The organism is Chryseobacterium fluminis (assembly GCF_026314945.1).
Taxonomy (GTDB): Bacteria; Bacteroidota; Bacteroidia; order Flavobacteriales; family Weeksellaceae; genus Chryseobacterium; species Chryseobacterium fluminis.
In genome coordinates this window covers 2323479-2346865 of sequence record NZ_CP111121.1, presented here as the reverse complement: position 1 = coordinate 2346865, position 23387 = coordinate 2323479, and the positions used below count along the sequence as shown (strand labels likewise).

Genomic DNA, 23387 nt, shown 5'->3' with positions numbered 1-23387 from the left:
ACAGAGAAGGATCGGATCAAAATAATTACACCTATTAGTTAATAGAAGCCTCAACACTTTTTAATATTGAGAGCTTATAATTTTATTTATTTTTATTATAAAGCAGTCGCAGTATACGTTACCGTTTGCGTGTACGTTCCGGCCGGTTTCCCTAAAATATCCGAAGAAGATGATTTTGCGGCAGGAATAGTGTAGTCCAGATTCAGGGTCAAGGCGCTTCCAAGCGGAGCATTGGTCACTAAAGTCTGATCCGTTGCCGATAAAACAACTGCGCTTTTTGTTCCACCCATGGTTCCTGCAGCTGCTGAAGCCTTGATGGTCAACACATCTACCGGGATCAGATTGGTTCCGTTCACGAAGCTCGCACCGCCTGCTTTTACCTTTACATTAAAGTTCTTTGTTGAGGTTACTTTCAGGGCGTTGGCCTGGGCTACTGTCTTTTCCGAGTTATAATCCGCAGCAGTAACATAGTTAAAGGCAACAGCACCGGTAATGGCAGTACTTCCCGCATCGATAGAGATGACATCATTCAGCGTGATGCTTACCGTAGTGGTTGCGGTAGTATTCTGAGCTTGAACATTATTAGTTCCCAGTATGAATGCTCCGATAGTTAAGGCTGCGATGGCGATTTGTTTTATCATGACAGTAGTATTTAATTTTTATTTTTATTTAATTGTTCTCTCTTGAACATGACAAATCTACGGCGGCGATAAAATTTTCTCTGTAGTGGAAAATGGAAGTTCATGTAGTAAAATAACTACACGGATTATTCATTTATGTTTTTACATAAAGAAGCCCCCAACACTTTGCGTGTTGAGGGCGTATATAAAATTACTGTTTGTTTTTATTATAAAGCAGTTGCCGTAATAGGTTGCGGTTTGCGTAGGTTACGGCCGGTTTTCCTAAATTTTGTGAGCAAAATAATGAAAAAGATATATGAAAAATAAATATAAGAAAAATTTCATTTTGAATATTTGCTGATCATTTTTCAGATTATTCATCAAATTATACTGTGCTTTACAATTTACTTGTAATTTATAGCTTTATTAACTTCCACGGGATTATTATATTTCCTTATAATTTCCTGCAGACTCTTTACCTGCGTATTTAGTTCCTCGATATTGCTGATTTGCTTTCCTCCGATATTAATATTCAGATCAGGGCTATTTAAGAAATTTGCTCTTTCAAAAGAAAAAGGATCATTATAAAAATCCAAAAGTAATTTTCTCTTTTGTTGTTCAGTGATAACAACGGCTTTGTTTCCAAAATTTGATTCCAAAAAATCATCTGTTGTAAAATTTTCTGAATAGTTTTGATTTATAACAAGCTTATATATATAATTATTTTTATCATCCTGAATTTCAAAAATTAAACCAGGCAAGCCATGAAACTTATAAGGTCCTTCACTAAAAGGAATATCTTTATTGAACCAGGCGATCCAATGCCGTCCACCAAAGTCGGCTGTAGCTTTTTGAAGATTAAAATCATTATATTTTTTTATATCATTTTCAATTTTCCAATTAATGATATCGGTAGTTTTATAAGAATAATAACCAAATTTGATATTGATAAAATTTTCATTATTAAAGGAACCTTTTTTTCTCTTGATAACCTGTCCTGTCATGTCAACATGCTTATGATCGAGATTACCGAATTTTTTATTTAAAGAATCTGCGGTTAAAAGATTTCTTCCATAAAATTTGGTTTCGTCTTTATTAATATCCAATAGCATATAGAACTTTTGATGCTCTTCTTCGGTCGAATCCATTTTTAATTGTAATTCATAAATATACCGATGCGTTTGGGCATGGAAAAAACTTCCGATAAAAAAGCAAAATAACATTATTGTTTTCATAAATATTCTTTGGATAATTTCAATACAAATATTGCAGTTGTTTAAACTTATTCAGGAAAAGAGTTCCGAGAAAATTAGCAATTTTGGATTGCAATGTAAAAGACTAATAATCTGGAACTCATCAGCAGGTGAAATCAAAGATTTTCAAAAAGCTTATGTGCACTTCTTCTGTGTAAAGCATATTACTTAATTAACTTAAGTGTTGAGAAATCTTTCAGACAACCACACGAAAGGATTCATGCGGTAGCGGTGAAAAAACTTCCGATAAAAAAGCAAAATAACATTATTGTTTTCATAAATGTTCTTGGGTAATTTCAATATAAATATAATTAACTACTTTCCTCTTTATTATTAAAAGTTTTAGTTTTAAATATAGATTTAAATATGATCCAGATAAGACAGCCTGCAAGAATACCTACAAACGCGCCACCAAGGATATCAAATGGATAATGCACACCATTGTAGATTCTACTGTAAGAAACTAGCAAAGCCCAAAAAAGTAAAATAATTTTGAGCCAATTATACCTTGCGGGTAGTAAGAAGAAAAGAAATGTGACAAGTCCAAATGCATTGGCACTATGAGATGATACAAAACCATAATTTCCACCTGGCCCAGCATCGCTTAAGTGGATAAATGGAACCAAGGCAGGTTCATGAGAAGGCCGCAACCGCTTAATCAAATTTTTCAGAAGCCCCGAGGCTGTTTGGTCACACAAAGTTATGGTAGCCGCAATTGCCAGCAGAATATAAATTGTAAATTTTTTATATAGTCTAATTAAAAAGATTAATAATATCGCATAAAATGGAAACCAAAACAATTTATCACTTGCCCAAAACATTATGGTATCAAAGAAAGCATTATGTTTTTCATTAATCACCAGAAATAATTCTGTATCAATGCGATTCAAGTATTCAAGAGTTGATTTCATATGATGAAAGTTTTTATGTAATTTCTGAAACTGATTTCATTCTATGATAATTATATTTAATAGTATAATACCGGCTGTTTTTATTTAAATCCTGATAATGTATTTATAAAATTTTAAAACTTTTTTTACCTTCCTTTTAAAAAGCAGTTTATTTGATGCATCACTTATTTTCTTTAGACAATATTCTGCTGATAATCCTGATAACAATGCATATTCCTTGCTTATTATATTCATAATTTCATTATCAAGTGTGAACCTTGCGAAATTTTTAAGCCTTTTATTTATTTCAATATGATCATAAAAATTCATTCTGTTTAAATCAACAATATAAAAACGATAGGTCCCTTCCTCTTTTCTTATTAAAAAGTTTCCTGCAGAATTATCGATAAACTCAATACCGTTTTCATGTAAATTATACATGAGTGCTGCATATCCTTTAATAATTTCTTCTCTGTCAGGAAAATCCTTATTGTTAAGAATTTCGTTCAACATCAAGGAATTTTCAAGTTGTTCACTTATATAGTAACTCGACGTCAGACCGATAAAATCATGATTTTCGATGTAGGCTATCGGGGTTGGAGTATAAAATTTTTTATCTAACAGAAATAATGCGTACTCAAAAGACCTTCTTGCCTTAGATTTTCTATAAAATTTATAAACATGTCTGTTGATTATATTATGCTGTTTGAAGGATTTAAAGTTAATTAAACGGTCACTAATTTTAAAAACTTTAATTACATTCCTGTGACCGTCACCTATCATGGTTCCGCCATTCTTAAAATTTCTTATTGTAAGAATAATTTCTTCATTATACCGAGAAAATTCATTTGCAAAAAATACCTTCATCTTTAATTTATTATTCTTAATTATCTCTTTTCTAGAATCATGTGAATTAACTGCATCATTTTATCAGTATCAGTATGATTGGTATTTACGGAACAACTCTTTCCATTATATGGTGCGTACTCTTCTTCAGCACTCACAGAAAATAACCCAATTGTAGGAATTCCGGTTGCACTTGCTAAGTGCATCACCCCATTATCGGCTGCGATGAAAAGAGTGACATTTTTAAGAAAACCGCTCATTTCACGAATATCCCGGCTGTAAAAATGAGGAATTGTAAAATTAAGTTTTGATATATTTTCCACAGGTAAGAGCTCAATAATATTATATTCAGAAAAATTCTTTTTTAACTTATCATAAAACTCTTCCCACCATTCTTGAGAATAGCACTTTTCACCTGTAGCATTAGTAAAAAGACAAATTGTATCTCTGCTGTTTTGGACCAAATTCTTTAATTTATCCTTTCCAGCCAAGATCTCACTTTGCTCCAAATTTAAATATAAGTCAGGAATCGTTGTTGTAATTTCGTTAAACCCCAGTTTTGATAAATAATCTCTCAGATTATATATCGAATTTTTGGCTAAATGCCTGTAGTCAGAATATTTCACATTTAATTCTTCATTAAAATCACCAAAAACTTTATGTTGGGAGCGTGCGAACAATGTTGATAATCTTCCTGACGAAGATCCTGTTGCTGAGTTAATAACAAGATCATATTTTCTGGTTTTTAATAAAGCCCAACCCTTTAAATATTGAAATAAGTTACTGAAAGGTTTTTTAGGAAGTTGGATAATCCTATCTATATAAGTGTAGTTTTTAAAAATAGAAGGTGCTATATTACCTTTTACAAAAAGATCAATTTTACTATCCGGAAAAAGAGAATGAACCTCACAAAGTAAAGGTGTAATAATTAATAGATTTCCTAAGCGGTGGTTAGGTCTGGTAATCAATACTTTTCTTACAATCAAATCTTTTTTATTGCCTGTTACCGGCTGTGATTTCCCGACATTTTTTGTAAGACGTTGCATTACAGACCTTCTAATGGCATTAATATCTTTTTTAGAAATTTTCATGTATATAAATTAAGTTACCCAATTTAAAGAATAAATATAAGCTTTTAATCCAAATTAATTACATTTTTAAATTACGGACTTTATAATATATGATATTTTTAATGTCTGTCAAGGATCTTTGATAAAGGAATCATTTTAGAATACACTAATGCATACTAAATAATTTTTTTTCAACGCTACTTCTCTGTTTTTTAGGTTTTTAAGTATTAGATTTATCATGCCTTGGCTATCTTGATTGAGATAAATCGTTTTTTAAGATGATTGTCCGTTGTATTTCTAACCCGTCTGTAATTTCCAAATTTTAGTTAAAATACACCTTTATCTTTATTATAATTAATTCATCGAAATTTGCAGCTCCTGACAGTTTTAAAAAGCTTTCTACAAAGAGTTTTGTTATTTTTCTAAGAACATTGTTTTTTCTTTTTTGTTAACATATTCAGATTACTTTTCACCAAACTCTTATTCTAAAGCACTGCTGAATGTGAGAACCAAAACTTATTTGTAATTCTATTATTACATAATCTTGGCCATATAAATTACTAGGTGAAGCCCACCTATTTTCTCAAAAAAACAGAAATGCAGACGGTTTACAGGTGGAGTCCGAACTCCTTTCGTTCAGGGTAAAAACAATCTTTTCAAAAATAAACTATTACATGAACTTTCAAGTCGATAGGATAAGAGTATTACGCAGATAGTTCTCCGATGGTTGATCCAAAGAACTTGTGGCCATTCCGAAATCAGCCCATGTGCAAACGATGAATGAAAAGTTCGGTGTATTTGATTTTGAACTGGCTGCAGATGATATGACAGCCATTAAATCTTTGGATAAAGGTCGAGACTTATCTACAGCATTTAAAAAGCATTCGACAATTTAACTACAACAATTACCAATTGGGATACTTCTAACAGAATGACAATTAGGAATTTTGTACCTGTCATCTACGTCAGTTTAAACGAATTAAAAAAAAGAATTATGCAAAAAAGAAAATTAGGCAATAGCGGATTGGAAGTTTCGACATTGGGATTTGGCTGTATGGGTTTGAACTTTTTGGATGGCAAAGGTCTTGATAAGAAAGATGCCATTACTCTTCTACACAATGCGGTTGAAAGAGGAATCACGTTTTTCGATACCGCTGAAGCTTACGGACCTTTTACCAATGAAGAATTGGTTGGAGAGGCACTACAGCCTTATAGAAAAGATGTAGTGATTGCTACAAAATTTGGTTGTAAAGATGCAAGACCGGCAGTAGGTTTAGACAGCAGACCCGAAACGATCAGGGCAGTAACTGAAGCCTCTTTAAAAAGATTAAAAACAGATTATATTGATTTGTTATATCAGCACAGGGTTGATCCCAATGTTCCGGTAGAAGATGTTGCAGGAACAGTGAAAGACCTGATACAAGAAGGCAAAGTAAAATATTTCGGTTTATCGGAAGCTAGTGCTAAAACAATTCGAAAGGCACATTCAGTTCAACCCGTATCAGCATTGCAAAGCGAATACTCCTTATTTTGGCGTGAGCCGGAAAATGAGATCCTCCCAACGCTGGAAGAATTGGGAATTGGTTTTGTACCGTTCAGTCCTTTGGGAAAAGGTTTTCTCACGGGTATCATCAACAAAAAATTAGAGGACATCGATCGTAGGAATATTATTCCTCGTTTCAGCGAAGAAAATATTAAGGCCAATCTGGTTTTAGTGGATGCACTTTCAGAAATTGCTCAACAAAAAAATATTACGACCGGACAGTTGGCTTTAGCCTGGTTATTAGCTCAAAAGCCGTGGATAGCTCCAATTCCCGGGACTACAAAATTACATCGTTTGGAAGAAAACATTGGCAGTACAACTATTGTATTAACAGCCGATGAACTTGCGGGAATTAGCTCAACGGTGAATGCAATTACGCTTGTAGGTGACCGCTATCCTGAATTTTTAGAAAAACAAATCGACAAGTAAAACAAACAGCAATGGAAAATATTAAAGGAAAAGTTGTCGCCATTACAGGTGCAAGCAGCGGAATGGGGAAAGCCATCGCCATAGAATTAGCAAAGAATGGAGCCAAGATTGCCTTGGGTGCTAGACGGACAATCGAATTGCAACATATTGCTGCTCAAATAAAAAGCAAAGGTGGTGAAGCCATCTTTGTTCAAACTGACGTAAAAAATAAAGCCGATCTGATACGGCTAGTAAATACAGCAGTTGAAAGATATGGAAAATTAGATGTCATTGTGAACAACGCAGGCGTAAGCCAGTTAAGCCGTTTTGACGAATTGGATATTGACGGTTGGGAAGAAATGATAGACATTAATCTCAAAGGCGTTTTATACGGGATGGCGGCGGCAATTCCCGTTTTCAAACACCAACGATCGGGACATATCGTCAATATTATTTCAACTTCAGGAATAAAGATTGTCCCAATGCAGAGCATTTATGCAGGAACTAAAAATGCCATTCGTACGATTGCAGAAGCGTTTCGTCAGGAGTCAGACGGAAACATACGCATTACTGGGATTTCGCCCGGATTTGTGAAAACAGATTTTGCAGATAACATCAAAAACGAGGAAATGAAAAAAGCAATTCAGAAAGGAATGGAGCAAATTGCTATAGATCCCATCGCCATTGCCAACGCTGTCATTTATGCAGTAAGCCAGCCAAACGATGTTGAAATTGGTGACATTGTGATTCGTCCTTCAAAACAAAATTAATTAAATTCGTAAAAGAAATGGGACAACAATCTAATATCAATAATATTAACAGTATATCGCAATTGGTTCGTGTGCTGGGATTTCCCGCGCCTTCGCACCCATTGATCACCTTGGTGGATTACAATAATGTTTCGCTTGGCATGTTTCCAAAAGGCCAAAAGGTTAGCCTTGATTTTTACAAAATTTCCTTTAAGCCTACTTTTAAAGGACAGATCAAATACGGACAGGGCTTTTACGATTTTGAAGAAGGCGGATTGGCGTTCCTGAAACCAAAACAAATCGTCTTTCCACCGGAAGAACTGGAAAGTTATGAAGGAATTGCTTTGTATTTCCATCCGGATTTCATCCGAAATTATTCGTTGGGAAAGACAATCAATCAATATGGATTTTTCTCTTATGATGTTTCAGAAGCCTTGTTTTTATCGGCAAAAGAAAAAGAGATTATTGCTAATTTATTTGCTATAATAGCTAATGAATTAGCCAATACCATTGACCATTTCAGCCAAGATATTTTGGTATCGCAGGTAGAATTATTATTAAATTACAGCAACCGTTTTTACAACAGGCAGTTTATTACGAGAAAAGCAGTTAATCACGACATCATTGCTTCTCTGGAAAGCCTTTTAAATAGATATTTCCAAGAAGAAAACGGCCTGAGAAACGGCTTGCCATCCGTAAAATATGTCAGTACTGAATTAAAGTTCTCCCAACGCTATTTGAGTGATATGCTGCGCTCATTTACAGGACTAAATACACAACAATACATTCAAAATGCAATCATCGAAAAAGCTAAGGAAAAATTATCCACGACAAACCTTTCCATAAGTGAAATTGCATTCGAGTTGGGCTTTGAGCATCCTCAGTCCTTCAGCAAGCTGTTCAAGAGCAAGACAAACGTTTCCCCTTTAGAATTTAGATATTTATTTCATTAAACACTTATAACAGAAGCTGATAATCCTAACGTTTCTTACAAAATTAGAGCGGAAGTATTTCTGTGGGCATTGTTAAAGATCAAGACTTTTCCAGACATGTAAAGTCAGTTTACAAAGAGGTATCATTTAAAGTTGATTACATCAAAATAACTAGACATATTAGTTAGAGAAAGCCCTCAACACTTTGCGTGTTGAGGGCGTATATAAAATTACTGTTTGTTTTTATTATAAAGCAGTCGCGGTATACGTCACGGTTTGCGTATACGTTCCGGCCGGTTTCCCTAAAATATCAGAAGAAGATGATTTTGTGGCAGGAATGGTGTAGTCCAGATTCAGAGTCAAGGCGCTTCCAAGAGGAGCATTGGCCACTAAAGTCTGATCTGTTGCCGATAAAACAACTGCACTTTTTGTTCCTCCCATAGTTCCTGAAGCTGCGGCAGCTTTGATGGTTAAAACATCTACCGGGATCAGGTTGGTTCCGTTCACGAAGCTCGCACCGCCTGCTTTTACTTTTACATTAAAGTTTTTGGTTGAAGTCACTTTCAGGGCGTTGGCCTGGGCTACTGTCTTTTCCGAATTATAATCCGCAGCAGTAGCATAGTTGAAGGCAACAGCACCGGTAATGGCCGTACTTCCCGCATCGATAGAAATGACATCATTCAGGGTGATGCTTACCGTAGTGGTTGCGGTAGTATTCTGAGCCTGAACATTATTAGTTCCCAGTATGAATGCTCCGATAGTTAAGGCTGCGATGGCGATTTGTTTTATCATGACAGTAGTATTTAATTTTTATTTTTGTCTAATTGTTCTCTTTTGAACATGACAAATCTACGGCGGCGATAAAATTTTCTCTGTAGTGGAAAATGGAAGTTCTTGTAGTAAAATAACTACACGGATTATTCATTGGTTTACATAGAAAAGCAAGTGTATCACAACTAAACAATGTGAGTTTGATCTCGTAAACTGCTTTAGTTGATTTAAAATTTTCCAGGTTTTTGCAAATTTATTTTAAAATCAAAGGCCTCCTGTAGGAAGCCTTTGAAACACCAAATCACAAAATATTAATATATAAAAAATTTTACTTTTATTGTTTTTTTAATCCTTTTTCAGACGTGTAAAGTCAGGTTACAGAGAAGGATCGGATCAAATAATTACACCTATTAGTTAATAGAAGCCTCAACACTTTTTAATATTGAGAGCTTATAATTTTATTTATTTTTATTATAAAGCAGTCGCAGTATACGTTACCGTTTGCGTGTACGTTCCGGCCGGTTTCCCTAAAATATCCGAAGAAGATGATTTTGTGGCAGGAATGGTGTAGTCCAGATTCAGAGTCAAGGCGCTTCCAAGCGGAGCATTGGTCACTAAAGTCTGATCCGTTGCCGATAAAACCACAGCACTTTTTGTTCCTCCCATAGTTCCTGAAGCTGCGGCAGCTTTGATGGTTAAAACATCTACCGGGATCAGGCTGGTTCCGTTCACGAAGCTCGCACCGCCTGCTTTTACTTTTACATTAAAGTTTTTGGTTGAAGTCACTTTCAGGGCGTTGGCCTGGGCTACTGTCTTTTCCGAATTATAATCCGCAGCAGTAGCATAGTTGAAGGCAACAGCACCGGTAATGGCCGTACTTCCCGCATCGATAGAGATGACATCATTCAGAGTGATGCTTACCGTAGTGGTGGCGGTGGTATTCTGAGCCTGAACATTGTTAGTTCCTAAGATGAATGCTCCGATAGTTAAGGCTGCGATGGCGATTTGTTTTATCATGACAGTAGTATTTAATTTTTATTTTGTTTAATTGTTCTCCTTTGAACATGACAAATCTACGGAGGCGATAAAATTTCTCTGTAGTGGAAAATGGAAGTTCATGTAGTAAAATAACTACACGGATTATTGATTTATGTTTTTACATAAAGAAGCCCTCAACACTTTGCGTGCTGAGGGCGTATATAAAATTACTGTTTGTTTTTATTATAAAGCAGTCGCGGTATACGTTACGGTTTGCGTATAGGTTCCCTGAGGTTTCCCGAGCAGTACCGTCGATGCTTTTTCTGCTGAAATAGAATAGGCAATATTTAAAGATTGTTTGGCACCTAAGCCTGCATTACTCACCAGCACCTGGTCGTTGGTCGATAAAGTGACCTCATTCAGAGTTCCTGTTAAATTTCCGCCCGGTGTTGCTTTCACCTTTAATATATCAACCGGAATTACGTTCGCGCCGCTTACAAAGTTTGCGCCTTCTGATTTTACTTTTACATCGAAGTTTTTAGAGGAAATGATGACTAAGCTGTTGGGAACAGTCACACTTTTTGATGAATTATAATCCTTCGTATTTCCATAATTAAAATCTACATTGCCTGCTAAAGCGGCAGAACCTGCGTCCATTGCAATCACATCGGCTAAAATAATATTTACGGATGTACTCACTTGCTCAGAATTTTGTGCCGGAACCCAGTGGGTTCCCAAAGCGATGGCTCCTATAGAGAGCGCAGCGATAACAATTTGTTTTTTCATGATCGGATAAATTTATAGGACTTATAATAAAATGCTTTCAATCAAAATTAAAAATACTGATAAATATCATTAAAATCAAATTTAATACCAATATTTGACATGACCAAAGCTTTTAACGTTATTTCTGCCACATCATACTAAAGAGCTGGTAGTTACGAGATCAAAGGTTTGTTTTTATATCTCTGGACTAGCAGTATAAAGGCAAATGACGGTTACATGTATCGTGGGTAACATCCGAAAGACTGAGCTTATTTGCTCCGGTTTTTTGAAAAGAAAACATAGAACCTCGTTCAAGATCGGTTATAAATTAGCTATACGAGAAATAACACACATAAGTTCATATTGCATATTTAATATGGATTTTTTTATTATGTTATTTGATTTGAAAATTTCTTTTTGCAGGCTTCCGATACATTACAAAATTATTTAAAATATCTGTAAATTAATTTAATACGTCAAGTTTCGTCGCTTTCCTGATTGATATTTGCATTATAGAAGACACAGAAAATGAAACTCAAAATTAAAACTCATGATGGACATATCTTAGCCTGAATACCACCTAAAAAAATAAGGCTAAAACCTGAAGATACTCTAATAAAAAGAGGCTTCAAATCTCAACCTTTTATAAAACTAAAACAAATTTACACAAATGTCTACAAACAACAATGCGTCACAGACGCTTTTCAGAACTATTGGGCAAACCGTAAAAGCTGGCAGGAATTTTACCTTACTGAAAGTGTAGACCCTCTATTCAGAAGTTTCTTACAGGCAGGTATGGCAAGAATTATTGTTACCGTAAAACCCGGCTTTGAAGCCGCTGTGCAGTTCTTCCTTGAAACGGGATTGATCTGGAATGGTGGAGCTGTGCCGGTGATCGGGGATCCAATGTACATGTCTATTGTAGATGAAATGAGACAGCCTACCGGAGAGCCTCAAGGGAAATACTGGATTACGAGAGTTCCAACAACACTTACTATTTTTCAGGATAAATCTACGGGATTACCGGTTGAACATCCGCGTCCAATCTTTCCGGAAACTGATACAAATAATTGTGAAAATCCAAAAGAGCTGGAGTTTGAAACGAGTTTTGAGCAGAGAGATATTCTGTTATCTCATGGAGATAAGGAAACAAGTACTTTGGATTAATCTTAAATTAACTTGGAGAAATGGCGGTGTAACTGCCGCTATTTCTTTTTTTAATAATTAAAATTTACAAATTTTGAAACCTATAAAAAAATTAGAAATTCCAAAAATAAAAGCATTGGGGTTAAATAATACAAATGGAGTGGGGTATCCTCAAAAAAAACACTAAATATAAAATATATTTCTTATACAGATGAAAAAGAAAAAATAAATTTGATTTTTGACGTTTATGCATCAAATTTAGGAAGTGAAAAAGCACAGTTGTTCTTAGTTGAAGTGGAAATTGTAGGATCAGAAGCTGTAGACAGTGGAACTGTTCAGATTCTGACAAGTGGAAATACGCGAGTTACTTATCCTTTTAATAAAACTGATCTGGATAAATTGTCAAAAAGTATTTTTGAGGGAGACTTTGAGTTTGAAATGACAATTGTTTGTGATGGCCTTATCTGCAAAAACTAATGAATTTGGATTAAAGTATTCATCTAAAACAAAAGTAAATGAAGAGTGCGTTAAAGAAAGTGTCCCCCAATTAAAAATATCTGAAGTTGAAAAGGAAAAATTTATTTCAACTATTTTGTGTGAAAGTCAACTTGGTAATGAAGCTCTGTATGATATAGCATGGGTTTATTATAATAGGGTAAGACTTAATGGATTTGATAGTTGGGACGGGATGAAGGCATCTACCGCATATCGATTAAAACAACCAGATTATAAGTTATGTACTTTTTATTTTGGTGTTGGTGACGAATATGGAAGTGTAAAATATGGTAATTTTACTATAAAATCTTATACGGAAACGAAAGATTTCAAAGAGAAGAGAGTACCTAAATTTTTGAAATTAAAGAATTTTATCGTAAATAATGTGTTTTCAGCTAGTCCTAAAACCTGTTTTAGAGACTGGGAGGGTCAAGGTTATTGGGCGGATTTGGATATGGATACTGATGATCCTAATAATGCGAGCCATGATCCAAAATGGTTTATGGCAAGACAATATTATTGGTTGCAGCTCCAGAATAAAACGAAAATTAGATATGTCCATATTATGAGAGCAGGAAATGGGACATCTTTTATTTTCCACGAAAAAGCGATTGCTAAGTTTTTTAAAGATCACCCTGTCTTACTTCCAAATGAACAGAATGTCAAGAAATTTAGAATAAATGGCATCTTAAATTTTGATCTATGAAAATATTATCTTTTTTATCTTTATTCATATTGTTTTTAAATTGTAAAGAAAAACAACATAAAAATGTAAATGATAAGCCTGTCCAGGCAACCAATACTTTGCATAAGCAGTTATCAAACAAATCATATAAATTTGATCTATTTTATATTAAAGACCCTTCAAAGCCTGATATTATTAAATGTGAAAAAATTGTCATTACTGATGTTGGAGGAAAAAAAATTCAGGAAATAAAAATTGACACAATACAGATGTATGAAAAAAATATTTTTTTTTCTATAGATAATGATGTTAATTTTGATGGGCAAAATGATATTAGTTTATTAAACTACGAAGGAAATTATAATAGTTCTTTTTCTTTTTGGTTATTTGATAAGAGTAACAATCATTTTAAACACTATAAAGATTTAGATAACATATATAACCCTACATTTTTAGATGCTAAAAAAGAAATATGTTCAAAATGGCATAGTGGATTATCAGAATTTTATTTGGAAAAGTATTTTTGGGACAAAGATCTTTTAATTTTAAAAGAAAAATATGAGGAAACTTGGTCTCCGTCAGACGTAACAGGGCATTTCAAAGTTTCAAAATTTGAAAATGGTAAATGGAATATTTCTGAGAAAAATATTCGGAAAGGATTCTGGAAAATATGGAGTATAAATAAAAATTGTAATATCGTTTACGATAGTTATGAATTGATATAATAGTTCTTATGTTAAAAATATAAATGAAGAATATCATCTTTTTAGAACAGATGGAGATAATTTAGTGAGTAAATCATTACCTGAAGAAAAAATGGAATTTCTTAAAAAGTATAAAGTAATAAAGTGATTTTTTTACTCTATTAATTATATAGAAGCCGTCTCATTCTAAATGAGACGGCTTCTTTCAATGTGCAATTTCAAAAATTTGAAAGCATGCAATTGGCCTATAATGAAAAAAAGATTCTGGTGGACTCAGTTATTTGGAATGATCATTTGCAGATAGTATAGTATATTTTAAAATTAATTTTGAAACTTAAAAAAGAGGCTGTAATATTAAAAACAACTTTAGTCGCATCTAAAATCCCAATTTTTTTGAAATATAGAAAAGGAGCAGAAAATAAAGTGATCCTAGAGATAGTCAACAGGCCAATACTGTATATTCTGATTCTGTCATTCTTAAAAATGAAAAACAAATGATTTCCCAATTGTTGAAAATGCTTATAGAATAGGCTATCAACATACTGGTGTTGATGAGATCTGTCAACTCAAGGTAAATCAGCATCATGATACTATTGATATTTCTAGTCAGAAAATGGAAAATTGTATTGAGAAAGAAGAAAATGAAAATAATTATTGGATTATTCACTGTTTTTATGGTTTGTTCATGTAGCCAACAGAAAAAAATGAAAAATATTAAAGATAATATACTATATGAAGACCAGCAAGGTAATATTTATTTAAAGAGAGAAATTGATATTATTAACGAGAAAAATTCACAAAATAATCAATTTCGATTTTTTGATTTGGTTTTTTATAAGGATAGTACTTATCAATTAAAGAATATTGTTGATATTAAAACTTTCCATTTTGTTAAATCTGTTACAGATACAGTTCCATTGAGTAAATTTGATGTTTTCGAGGATAAGATGCATACTTATAAATTTCAACATTTACCGCCAACTTCACCAGAAATTAAAGCGATGGATAAATAATAGTAAGTCGCCACATTTTAATATGAGGCGACTCTTTATCATTATTTTGGGGACATTATTTAGTTAGCCCTTAAAATTAATGTAACAATCTGGTTATGTATTTCTGGGTTCAGAAATTCTTGAAAAAGGTTGTGTCAAATTGCAGGAAATTGTATTTTAAGGGCATAAAAAGCGGCAAAATGTTAGGAAAAATAGAACCAGATTTACAGCAGAATTTATTTAAGACGAGGCTTACGGAACTGATTAATATGGAACATCCGTTGGTTAAATTGGCAGATGAGCTTTACTGGGATAAAATGGAAAAATGGCATTACGGAGGCTCAGGCAGAAAGGCTTTTATATGATGATGTTATGGCAAAAACTAAATTGCTGGAAAATGGACTTGGAGATTCAAAGACAAAAGGTATTAAAGTTAAGCTTTTGCAAAGAGAATACGATGGATTATTAATGGCAATTTTCAATGGTGGTTATGGTGAAACATTAGAAAATACAATTAATAAAGGAGTGGAAAAATTAACAAAAGAAGAGATTTTTAAAGCTTTCTTGACCCGAAGATTTTCAAACGGGAATGAGGAGAGAAGCTTGATTAAGCGTAGAGCTATGGAGGCTGATATTTTTGTAAACGATGATTGGTCGCCATTTCCAAGCAAAAAATATTCTGATTATAATGAGTATATTACTGCTTTTCAAGGCTTCCTTAAAACAGGAATATTACCTGTTTTTATAATGCTTTTTCTACTATTGAGTTGTGATTCTAAAAAAGAATCTGCAAAAACATTTAATAAGCCACAAGTCCAAAATAATTCTAAAGATTCTATTGCTCTATCAGATTCTTGTAAAGCTTCATTAAGTAGAATAAAAAAATTTGATAATGGAGCAGGCAGTGATGAAGATGTAATTAAAAATTTTGGAATTGAAGAAGAGTCATGGAAAAAAGAGATTGGTAATATTTATCAAAAACTTCATAACAAAATAAAAAGCACAGACACTGAAAATTTATCTGCTTTTGAAAAGTATCATTCAGATTGGGAAAATTACGTGAATCAAAAAAAATCTTTTAGACGTTCATTCCTTACCCATTATATATATACAAAAGAATGGATTTTTTACATTTATCTACAATTAGAAAATGAATATAAAAATAAATTAATTGAGTATTATGAATTATATGAATTTAACCAAAAGCCTTAAAATGAATATGATTATTTAAAAATGAATTTTTAAACTTGAATATTCAAAGTAATAAAATAATTTTTATATCAATAATACTAACTTATATAATCCGTTTCAATTATGAGATGGATTATTTTTATTAAATATTTTTACAAACCTTGAAAAATCACAGTGTTTTTACTGTAAGAAAAATCTCAGATTTTCTTTATACTTGTAAAGTGATTCAAATTAATACACCTTGTCTTTGATTTTAATTTGGCTACTTTTAAAGTATAGAAATATTATTGGAATACATGTAAAAACAGTCATTTTCAAAAGTTAAGATCATCTAGATTCTTTTCTGAACAAAATCAAGGTAAACATTGAATCAATTTGTTCTGAGAGTTGCAAAAGAAATTAATCTTGCATGTCACGCATTTGGATACTTCTGGAAAAATATTGGTGCTAAAACAGGCAATATAAATCGATATGCTGATAAAGATGATGTTTTAACTGTTTCAAGAAATTAATGGCTATTCAAGTATCCCAAATACTTTAATAATAGGAAATTATTACTAATATTTTAAAGCAGTAACGAAATATGACTTAAGTAAAAATAAAAAATAGTGTTATTGTATTAGCAATAGTATTATTCAATGGTTGTAAAAAGCAAAATGAATATTCAAGCCAACAAGAGGTTAAGAAACCTCTTGTTTTCAATGTGCAATTTCAAAAATTTGAAAATATGCAATTGGCCTATAATGAAAAAAAGATTCTGGTGGACTCAGCTATTTGGAAAGATCATTTGCAGGATAATATAGTATATTTTAAAATCAATTTTGAAAACTTAAAAAAAGAGGCTGTAATATTAAAAACAACTTTAGCCGCATCTAAAATTCCAATTTTTTTAAAATATAGAAAAGGCGCAGAAGATAAAGTAATATTAGAGATAGTTCAACAGGCCAATACTGTATATTCAGATTCTATCATTCTTAAAAATGATAAAACAATTGATTTCCCAATTGTTGAAAATGCTTATAGAATAGGTTATCAACATACTGGCATTGACGAAATCTGTCAACTAAAGGTAAATCAGCATCATGATACTATTGATATTTCTAGCCAGAAAATGGAAAATTGTATTGAGAAAAAAAGAAAATGAAAATAATTATTGGATTATTCACCGTTTTTATGGTTTGTTCATGTAATGGAATTTCGGTTTCGTTAATGTTGATATAGATGCTGATATTATTTTCGGTTATTTAGAGACTTGCGTTATAAACTGATAATGGTGATTCTGTATATATTCTTTTCCATGAATCTTTACCATTTTTTCTAACATAATTTTTAACAATATTGTACCCAATGTAGTATCCTATCGCTCCAGGTAATTTTTCAGGTAAAATTGAAAAATTTCTGCTTCTGAACTGATTAATTATTTCTTTATCTGTAGAAAATTTATTAATATCAAAGAACTCGTTAATTAAATTTTCATTTTCAATACATTTTTTCAGTTCATTCTCAGAATATCCTAAATTTTCAGCAAGTGAATATTTATTTTCCCAGTAAACCTGGTTAACGTATACAGCTAGCCCTTCGTCGATAATGCTTTTAAGTGCGGTAATATCATTAAACCTATTCTGATTAAAATAAACTTGATGCGATAATTCATGAGGAAAAAATTTAGCGATCTGTTCTATTGAAAAATTGTTTTTATGAGCTAAATCTATTAACATGGTTCCATCAGCGAGACCTCCTAAATCTGTCCAAGCTGCACCATATATAATATACCAGGTTCCTGTAGGTTTATATCCTGTCATTTTAGACATAGTGTATTTAATATTTTTTAATTCTCGACTTAATTTTTTAGCATTTATCTTCTTGTTTTTGTATTGAAGCATATTATTTTCGTACCATTCAATAAATTCATTCTTACTTCCCATATAACTATTCCAAAAATTTTTATGAGGTATAAATAATTTGTTAATAATAAGATTTCGATTTTTAACAGAATCAGTTTCTACAAAAGCATTATCGATTATTTTGACTTCTAATCGAGCTAAATTTATTATCTCGAATTTTGATTGCTGTGAGTAAACATTATAGTTAATACTAAGCATGATGAAAAGACTAAATAATTTTTTACAATTCATGAGAAATTAATAAGAGTATATAATTATATTTATGTCGAATGTATAGATTTAAAATTTATGTCTATACGGAATACATTCAAGTGTGAATTATTTATATTTGTTTTAAATTAAGGATTGATATTGTTTAATTTAAAATATTAATTCATATTTGAATGTAATAAATGCTAATTTAAACAAACATTTTTATGAAATCAAAACAATTACACAACAGATTGGCAAAATTAGCTAAATCTGAAAATCTTTTAGAAGTTATAAAAGATTGCGAACTATCAAAGGTTAAAGGAGGAGGAGATTGTCCTAAACTTACTTCATGTACTACATTTGTGGATTGCGCCAATGTATACAAATCTGGGGATAAGGATACAACTATTTCTCCTACAGTGGGATTATAAATATAACTTAATTAAAATATATTTTTATGAAATCAATGCAACTACATGCAAGATTAGCAGGATTAGCTAAATCTGACAATCTTTTGGAAGTTATAAAAGATTGCGAACTTACTAAGATTAAAGGAGGAGGAGATTGTCCTAATTTAACATCATGTGGAACTTTTGTAGACTGTAAAGAGAAATACAAGTCTGGGGATAGAGACACTACAATATCTCCTACACTAAATCTTTAATATTTTTCTGAAATATTATTATAAGGGCTTTTTTAGCCCTTATTTAGTTAATTATCATATTATTTTATTGTCATGAACATCAAATTATTTAATAAATTAATATTATTAAAATCTGTATCAGATTTTGAAATTTTACAAGATTCAACTACGATGTATATTAAAGGAGGAAACAACTGTCAAAAATTACAATCATGTGGAACTTTCTCATCAAAGACTAAAGTAAAATACCCAAATCCTGCATTAATATCTTGTAGCAATTACACATTAAATGGAAAAAAAATTGTTATATAAGTTTCTTTCAATATTATTATTATTTATATCCTCTGTTATATGCTTTTCTCAAACAAAAAAAGACACTATAAAAGAGAAAGCCATTGATGAGGTCGTAATAACAACTATAAAAAAGGGAATTACTAATGAGAGGGATAAGACAGTATTGAATATTGATAGTAATCCCATCTATAATAACCTTACATTAAAAGATGCACTAGAATATATGCCAAAAATTTCTATAGAAGATGGAAGCATAAGTGTTCTAGGAAAAAAGAATGTTCTAATATTAGTTAATGGTAGAGAAAGTTCATTATCAATAAGTAACATTCCTGTTAGTAAGGCAAAAAAAATAGAACTTATTAGTAACGCTTCTTCAATGTATGATTCAAAATATGATGCAGTTATAAATATAGTTTTGGACAAATGGAAAAATCAAGGTCTGTCAGGGAACTTTCTATATAATACCACAGTGGCTAACAAGCAGGTATCAAATTTTGGTTCCAATAATTTAACATATAATAAAAATAAATTCTCGACAATTTTAAATTATTCTTTTAACCATGATAACAAAATATTGAAAGATGATGCCTTTCAAGAGTTAGAGAATTACAACTATAATCTTTTAAGTACTACACTAGCATCTCGCAAAGTAAATTATTTTGGAATATCATCTAATTATGAAATTAATGACAACCAAAATATTGGGATAGACTTTAGTTATACCAATATATATAATGATGTTCCTGGTACAGTAGAGCAAACTTTTTTTAATAAAAATAATATAGATTCCTCATTAATATCCAGTAAAACACGAAAAGATTTTGAGAATGATTTTGCAGGAAGTTTATATCATAATCTTAAAAACAAAAAAATCAGTTTAGACAGCTATTTATATTACTATTATTCTAAAAATAATTCAAAGAGAGATTTTAGAAGTTCTTCTGAAAATCAAGAAGTCTTCAATATTTATAATATTAACAACAATATTTCCAAAAATTTTATCGCTAATGTTTCAGGAGGATATTCTTTTGAAGATGGAAGTAATTTAAAGTTTGGCCTAAGGGCAGTTAATTCTTTAGGTACATCTAATCAAAACATAAGTACAAATAGCACAGAACTTACTTTTGATTTCAATGAAACTGTTTATGCTCAATATTTGGAATGGAACAAAAAAATCAATAAAATTGATTTGAAAATAGGAAATAGATTAGAATATTTTATTAGAGATGTTAAATATAATCTTGAAGTAAATCAACAACAGAATAACCTGGATTTTTTTCCATCTTTGTATGCAGGCTATCAATTCAATAAAAAGAATACTATTTCTTTTTCTGCTTCAAAAAAAATTGATAGAGTTCCATTTAATAATATACTTCCATATTTTTATTATACATCTTTCAATGAAATTATAAAAGGAAATCCAAATCTTCAAAATCAAATAAGATATAATATTGAATTAAATTATGTTTATAATAATATCTTATATATTACCCCTTTCTACAGTTACAATAAAAATAATATTGAAAACATAACTTTTGTAGATGGAAATTTGATTAATTATATTCCTCAGAATTATGATTCATACAGTTGGGGAATTAATTCCACCTATGCTAAATCATTAAATAAATGGTGGTATATTAATGTAAAATTGAATTTACAAAATAATAAGAATAAGGGAAATATCTTAGGAGTTACGTTTGATAACAATAACTTAGAATTAAGTTCTATTTTGAGTAATGTATTTAATTTTAAAAGTTTAGGTTCATTTATTATTCAAAATTCTTATTACACCCCTTCTTATTATGATTTATATAAAGTTTCACAAGGTTTTAAGACTGATATTAAATATACTGCTAAATTTCTGAATGAAAAATTGGTTTTTTCTCTCACTGTAAGGGATGTCTTAGGTACTTATTTCAATAAAGTTGAAGCTATAAATCAGAAATATTTTTCACTAAATAAAAAAGATTACAGCTGGCAACAAGTTGTTTTAGGATTAACTTATAATTTTGACAAAGGAAAAGAAATCAAAAAAAATAATAAAAAAATAGACACATCAGAAAACGAAAGATTAAAAAATGAGTAAATATGTTTAAAGTTTCAAATTATATAGTAAAAAGTGAAATTCCTTCAGAAAGCAATATGAAGGATGTTGCAATTTTTTCCACAAGAACAGGAAATATGATTGTTGTAAAAGAAAACATTCTAGATAATATTCAAAAATCTGACTTTGAAAAAGTTGATTTTAGAGTAATTAATTTATTGCTAAAATACAAAATTTTGGTTTTAGATGAAGAAAAAGAAATATCAACGATACTAGAGGAAAATAAGTATATGTTAAAGAAAAAGGATGGTATTAGTTTTACAATTCAGCCCACAGGAAACTGTCAATTAGGCTGTCATTATTGTGGACAATCTCATTCTAAGATAAAAATGAATGATGATTTAGTACAAAAGTCTTTTGAAAGAATAGCAACTACAGTTAAAACACATAACTATAAATTACTTTCAGTTACTTGGTATGGAGGGGAACCTCTACTAGCGGCAAAACCAATATTGGATTTTTCAGAAAAAATAACTAAATTTTGCAAGGAAAATGAGGTGCACTATAAAGCTGATATTATAACTAATGGTGTTTTATTAAAGCCAGATTTATTTGAAAAATTAGTGGTTGACTGCAATATTAAACATTTTCAAATCACTCTTGATGGGACAAAAGAACTTCATGACAAAAGAAGGATGACAAAAGGAGGAGATGGTTCTTATAATATAATCATGCAAAACATAATTAAGTGTTTAAATAGTGAAACTTTTGATAGATATCAACCAAATATCAACATAAGATTGAATATTAATAATGAGAATGTTGAATCTGTTGACCAGTTAATTGACCTTTTTGATGAACTTGGATTAATTAAAAAAGTACACTTTACATTTTCTCCAGTTTTTGATTGGGGAGGAAATAGAGCTAATGAAAAAGATAGCTTAACAATGGATGACTTTTCATCAAAAGAAATAGATTGGATTTTAAAGATAAATGACTTGGGAGGAGAAATTCAAGTAAGTTTACCTGAAAGACAAGCTGTTCCTTGCATGGTAGGTGTAGAAAATTCAGAAGTTATTGATGCTTTTGGTAATATTTTTTCATGTTATGAATTACCATATACTCCTGCATATCAAAACGATAATTATATTGAAGGTAACTTATTGTCTGAGGAACCTATTAATAAGGACAGTGAAATGAGAAATTTCAATAAAAATATTGAAAATAGAAAATACAGTTATTGTATTGATTGTAACTTTTATGCAGTTTGTGCTGGTGCTTGTCCAAAATCATGGATAAATGGAGATGTTGCTTGTCCAACATTCAAATTTAATATGGAAGAGAAAATGTTATTACACTATTATTTAAGAAAATCTAAAGAATATGCTAACTGAAATTGAAAATATATTTGAACTTAAAAAGAATAAAATTTTAGCGAAAGAAAATGTTGAAAGTTCAAATCAATCACATATTTTTTGGACATTTTTAGAAAGTGAGGATTTTAAAGAAAACTTTAATGATAAGTTGTTATTAAATCTGATGTTCCATGAAGGGGACTTAGCATTTGAGCAATATAGGTCAAGTGATTTACCCTATGGGGATTATTTTCTTGAAAAAATGAATGCTGTAAAAAGTAAGCTAAGTAAAGAGTATGAAAACTTTAGTTGCTTTGAAGCCCCATTGTTAGCATATAAAGAGTATAAAAAAAATAATTTTTCAGAATCAGCAACCCTTTTAGAGAAATCAATTATTTCATTAGAGAATTTATTTGATAAATCTTATACAGATGCTTTATATGGTAAGATAGAGCAAATAACCAATATTATTAAAGTTAATATCAAGTCTGAAAATTGGCAGTCTCTTAATAAGTATATTGAAAATTTTGCATCTGATTTATCATTACAAGATACTGATAATCCATACTTTTTCAGGAAAAATGAAATGGAATTTTTTAAATCTCAAATTTCATTATTAATAGAATCAACTGTAAATCATTTTTTTGAAACTCTTTTCTTTGCCCTTATTAATTACCACAAAAAAAATGATTTTCTTTTAAATTTTATGTTTAAGCATTATAATTTAGACATCAATAAGCTCCAATACGATTCTGTTCATAAAAAATATTATATAGATGATTTGGAATTTTTTAATGCCCAATTTCCTTTAAATATTGAAAAATATTTTTTGAAGAATTATCTGTTTTATACTAATAATGAGCAATATAAAAAAGTAATTGATAATTATATTTCTTTCATAGATTAGGAAAAATAAT

The 23387-nt window shown here is 31.0% G+C and carries 26 protein-coding genes; 17 read left to right on the top strand and 9 right to left on the bottom strand.

Annotation, left to right across the window (positions count from 1 at the left end; all coding sequences use genetic code 11):
* Positions 1–95: 95 nt before the first annotated feature.
* From ODZ84_RS10705 to ODZ84_RS10685, 5 genes are all read right to left on the bottom strand, one after another.
* A complete protein-coding gene (locus ODZ84_RS10705; RefSeq protein WP_266177057.1) occupies positions 96–641 on the bottom strand; it encodes a peptidoglycan-binding protein LysM in 546 nt (181 codons plus the stop codon).
* A gap of 383 nt (positions 642–1024) precedes the next feature.
* Positions 1025–1843, bottom strand: coding sequence for a GLPGLI family protein (locus ODZ84_RS10700; protein ID WP_266177353.1), 819 nt, complete (start codon positions 1841–1843; stop codon positions 1025–1027).
* A 341-nt stretch (positions 1844–2184) separates the two neighbouring features.
* Positions 2185–2784: a phosphatase PAP2 family protein gene (locus ODZ84_RS10695; protein WP_266177056.1), complete on the bottom strand. Its 600-nt coding sequence runs from the start codon at positions 2782–2784 to the stop codon at positions 2185–2187.
* An 84-nt stretch (positions 2785–2868) separates the two neighbouring features.
* Entirely contained in the window at positions 2869–3630 is a 762-nt protein-coding gene (locus tag ODZ84_RS10690) for a lipopolysaccharide kinase InaA family protein (RefSeq protein ID WP_266177054.1), read from the bottom strand.
* 20 nt (positions 3631–3650) lie between these two features.
* Positions 3651–4700, bottom strand: coding sequence for a glycosyltransferase family 9 protein (locus ODZ84_RS10685; RefSeq protein WP_266177053.1), 1050 nt, complete (start codon positions 4698–4700; stop codon positions 3651–3653).
* A gap of 973 nt (positions 4701–5673) precedes the next feature.
* On the opposite strand from ODZ84_RS10685, the gene ODZ84_RS10680 reads away from it, so the two are divergent.
* The 3 genes from ODZ84_RS10680 to ODZ84_RS10670 are packed head-to-tail and all read left to right on the top strand — an operon-like array spanning position 5674 to position 8332.
* Entirely contained in the window at positions 5674–6651 is a 978-nt protein-coding gene (locus ODZ84_RS10680) for an aldo/keto reductase (protein WP_266177052.1), read from the top strand.
* Positions 6652–6662: 11 nt separating this feature from the next.
* Complete coding sequence (locus ODZ84_RS10675; protein WP_266177050.1) at positions 6663–7400, top strand: SDR family oxidoreductase; 738 nt, start codon at positions 6663–6665, stop codon at positions 7398–7400.
* 17 nt (positions 7401–7417) lie between these two features.
* On the top strand, positions 7418–8332 hold the full coding sequence (locus ODZ84_RS10670) for a helix-turn-helix domain-containing protein (protein ID WP_266177049.1): 915 nt from the start codon (positions 7418–7420) through the stop codon (positions 8330–8332).
* 225 nt (positions 8333–8557) lie between these two features.
* On the opposite strand, the gene ODZ84_RS10665 is transcribed toward ODZ84_RS10670, so the two are convergent.
* The 3 genes from ODZ84_RS10665 to ODZ84_RS10655 all read right to left on the bottom strand — a co-directional run bounded on the left by ODZ84_RS10665 (position 8558) and on the right by ODZ84_RS10655 (position 10846).
* On the bottom strand, positions 8558–9103 hold the full coding sequence (locus ODZ84_RS10665) for a peptidoglycan-binding protein LysM (RefSeq protein WP_266177048.1): 546 nt from the start codon (positions 9101–9103) through the stop codon (positions 8558–8560).
* 450 nt (positions 9104–9553) lie between these two features.
* Positions 9554–10099 carry a peptidoglycan-binding protein LysM gene (locus ODZ84_RS10660; RefSeq protein ID WP_266177047.1) on the bottom strand — a complete coding sequence of 182 codons (546 nt, stop codon included), beginning with the start codon at positions 10097–10099 and terminating at the stop codon, positions 9554–9556.
* A gap of 204 nt (positions 10100–10303) precedes the next feature.
* Positions 10304–10846 carry a peptidoglycan-binding protein LysM gene (locus tag ODZ84_RS10655; protein WP_266177046.1) on the bottom strand — a complete coding sequence of 181 codons (543 nt, stop codon included), beginning with the start codon at positions 10844–10846 and terminating at the stop codon, positions 10304–10306.
* A gap of 774 nt (positions 10847–11620) precedes the next feature.
* Between ODZ84_RS10655 and ODZ84_RS10650 the strand changes: the two genes are divergently transcribed.
* The 9 genes from ODZ84_RS10650 to ODZ84_RS10610 all read left to right on the top strand — a co-directional run bounded on the left by ODZ84_RS10650 (position 11621) and on the right by ODZ84_RS10610 (position 17182).
* Positions 11621–11992, top strand: coding sequence for a hypothetical protein (locus ODZ84_RS10650; RefSeq protein WP_266177045.1), 372 nt, complete (start codon positions 11621–11623; stop codon positions 11990–11992).
* A 210-nt stretch (positions 11993–12202) separates the two neighbouring features.
* Positions 12203–12448 (top strand): hypothetical protein, encoded by a 246-nt coding sequence (locus ODZ84_RS10645; RefSeq protein WP_266177044.1) that lies wholly within the window; start codon positions 12203–12205, stop codon positions 12446–12448.
* The gene (locus tag ODZ84_RS10640; RefSeq protein WP_266177042.1) at positions 12426–13172 is read left to right on the top strand and encodes a hypothetical protein; all 747 of its coding nucleotides are present in this window, start codon (positions 12426–12428) and stop codon (positions 13170–13172) included. Before ODZ84_RS10645 ends, ODZ84_RS10640 begins: the two co-directional genes overlap by 23 nt.
* Positions 13169–13876 carry an XAC2610-related protein gene (locus ODZ84_RS10635; protein ID WP_266177041.1) on the top strand — a complete coding sequence of 236 codons (708 nt, stop codon included), beginning with the start codon at positions 13169–13171 and terminating at the stop codon, positions 13874–13876. The genes ODZ84_RS10640 and ODZ84_RS10635 overlap by 4 nt, the downstream gene beginning before the upstream one ends.
* Positions 13877–14559: 683 nt before the next feature.
* Positions 14560–14868, top strand: coding sequence for a hypothetical protein (locus ODZ84_RS10630; protein ID WP_266177040.1), 309 nt, complete (start codon positions 14560–14562; stop codon positions 14866–14868).
* Between the two features lie 179 nt (positions 14869–15047).
* Complete coding sequence (locus ODZ84_RS10625; protein ID WP_266177038.1) at positions 15048–15212, top strand: hypothetical protein; 165 nt, start codon at positions 15048–15050, stop codon at positions 15210–15212.
* Positions 15145–16059 (top strand): glycoside hydrolase family protein, encoded by a 915-nt coding sequence (locus tag ODZ84_RS10620; RefSeq protein WP_408612419.1) that lies wholly within the window; start codon positions 15145–15147, stop codon positions 16057–16059. The genes ODZ84_RS10625 and ODZ84_RS10620 overlap by 68 nt, the downstream gene beginning before the upstream one ends.
* A 344-nt stretch (positions 16060–16403) precedes the next feature.
* Positions 16404–16550: a hypothetical protein gene (locus ODZ84_RS10615; RefSeq protein WP_266177035.1), complete on the top strand. Its 147-nt coding sequence runs from the start codon at positions 16404–16406 to the stop codon at positions 16548–16550.
* 215 nt (positions 16551–16765) lie between these two features.
* The gene (locus ODZ84_RS10610; RefSeq protein ID WP_266177034.1) at positions 16766–17182 is read left to right on the top strand and encodes a hypothetical protein; all 417 of its coding nucleotides are present in this window, start codon (positions 16766–16768) and stop codon (positions 17180–17182) included.
* Between the two features lie 100 nt (positions 17183–17282).
* On the opposite strand, the gene ODZ84_RS10605 is transcribed toward ODZ84_RS10610, so the two are convergent.
* A complete protein-coding gene (locus ODZ84_RS10605) occupies positions 17283–17963 on the bottom strand; it encodes a gliding motility protein GldB-related protein (RefSeq protein WP_266177033.1) in 681 nt (226 codons plus the stop codon).
* Positions 17964–18358: 395 nt separating this feature from the next.
* On the opposite strand from ODZ84_RS10605, the gene ODZ84_RS10600 reads away from it, so the two are divergent.
* The 5 genes from ODZ84_RS10600 (at position 18359) to ODZ84_RS10580 (ending at position 23377) form a co-directional block, all read left to right on the top strand.
* Positions 18359–18565, top strand: coding sequence for a hypothetical protein (locus ODZ84_RS10600; RefSeq protein ID WP_266177032.1), 207 nt, complete (start codon positions 18359–18361; stop codon positions 18563–18565).
* Positions 18566–18591: 26 nt separating this feature from the next.
* On the top strand, positions 18592–18798 hold the full coding sequence (locus ODZ84_RS10595) for a hypothetical protein (RefSeq protein ID WP_266177031.1): 207 nt from the start codon (positions 18592–18594) through the stop codon (positions 18796–18798).
* A 268-nt stretch (positions 18799–19066) separates the two neighbouring features.
* Positions 19067–21157 (top strand): outer membrane beta-barrel protein, encoded by a 2091-nt coding sequence (locus ODZ84_RS10590; protein WP_266177030.1) that lies wholly within the window; start codon positions 19067–19069, stop codon positions 21155–21157.
* 2 nt (positions 21158–21159) lie between these two features.
* The gene (locus ODZ84_RS10585; protein ID WP_266177029.1) at positions 21160–22509 is read left to right on the top strand and encodes a radical SAM/SPASM domain-containing protein; all 1350 of its coding nucleotides are present in this window, start codon (positions 21160–21162) and stop codon (positions 22507–22509) included.
* Positions 22499–23377, top strand: a complete 879-nt coding sequence (locus ODZ84_RS10580) for a hypothetical protein (RefSeq protein WP_266177028.1) — start codon at positions 22499–22501, stop codon at positions 23375–23377. Before ODZ84_RS10585 ends, ODZ84_RS10580 begins: the two co-directional genes overlap by 11 nt.
* Positions 23378–23387: the final 10 nt, after the last annotated feature.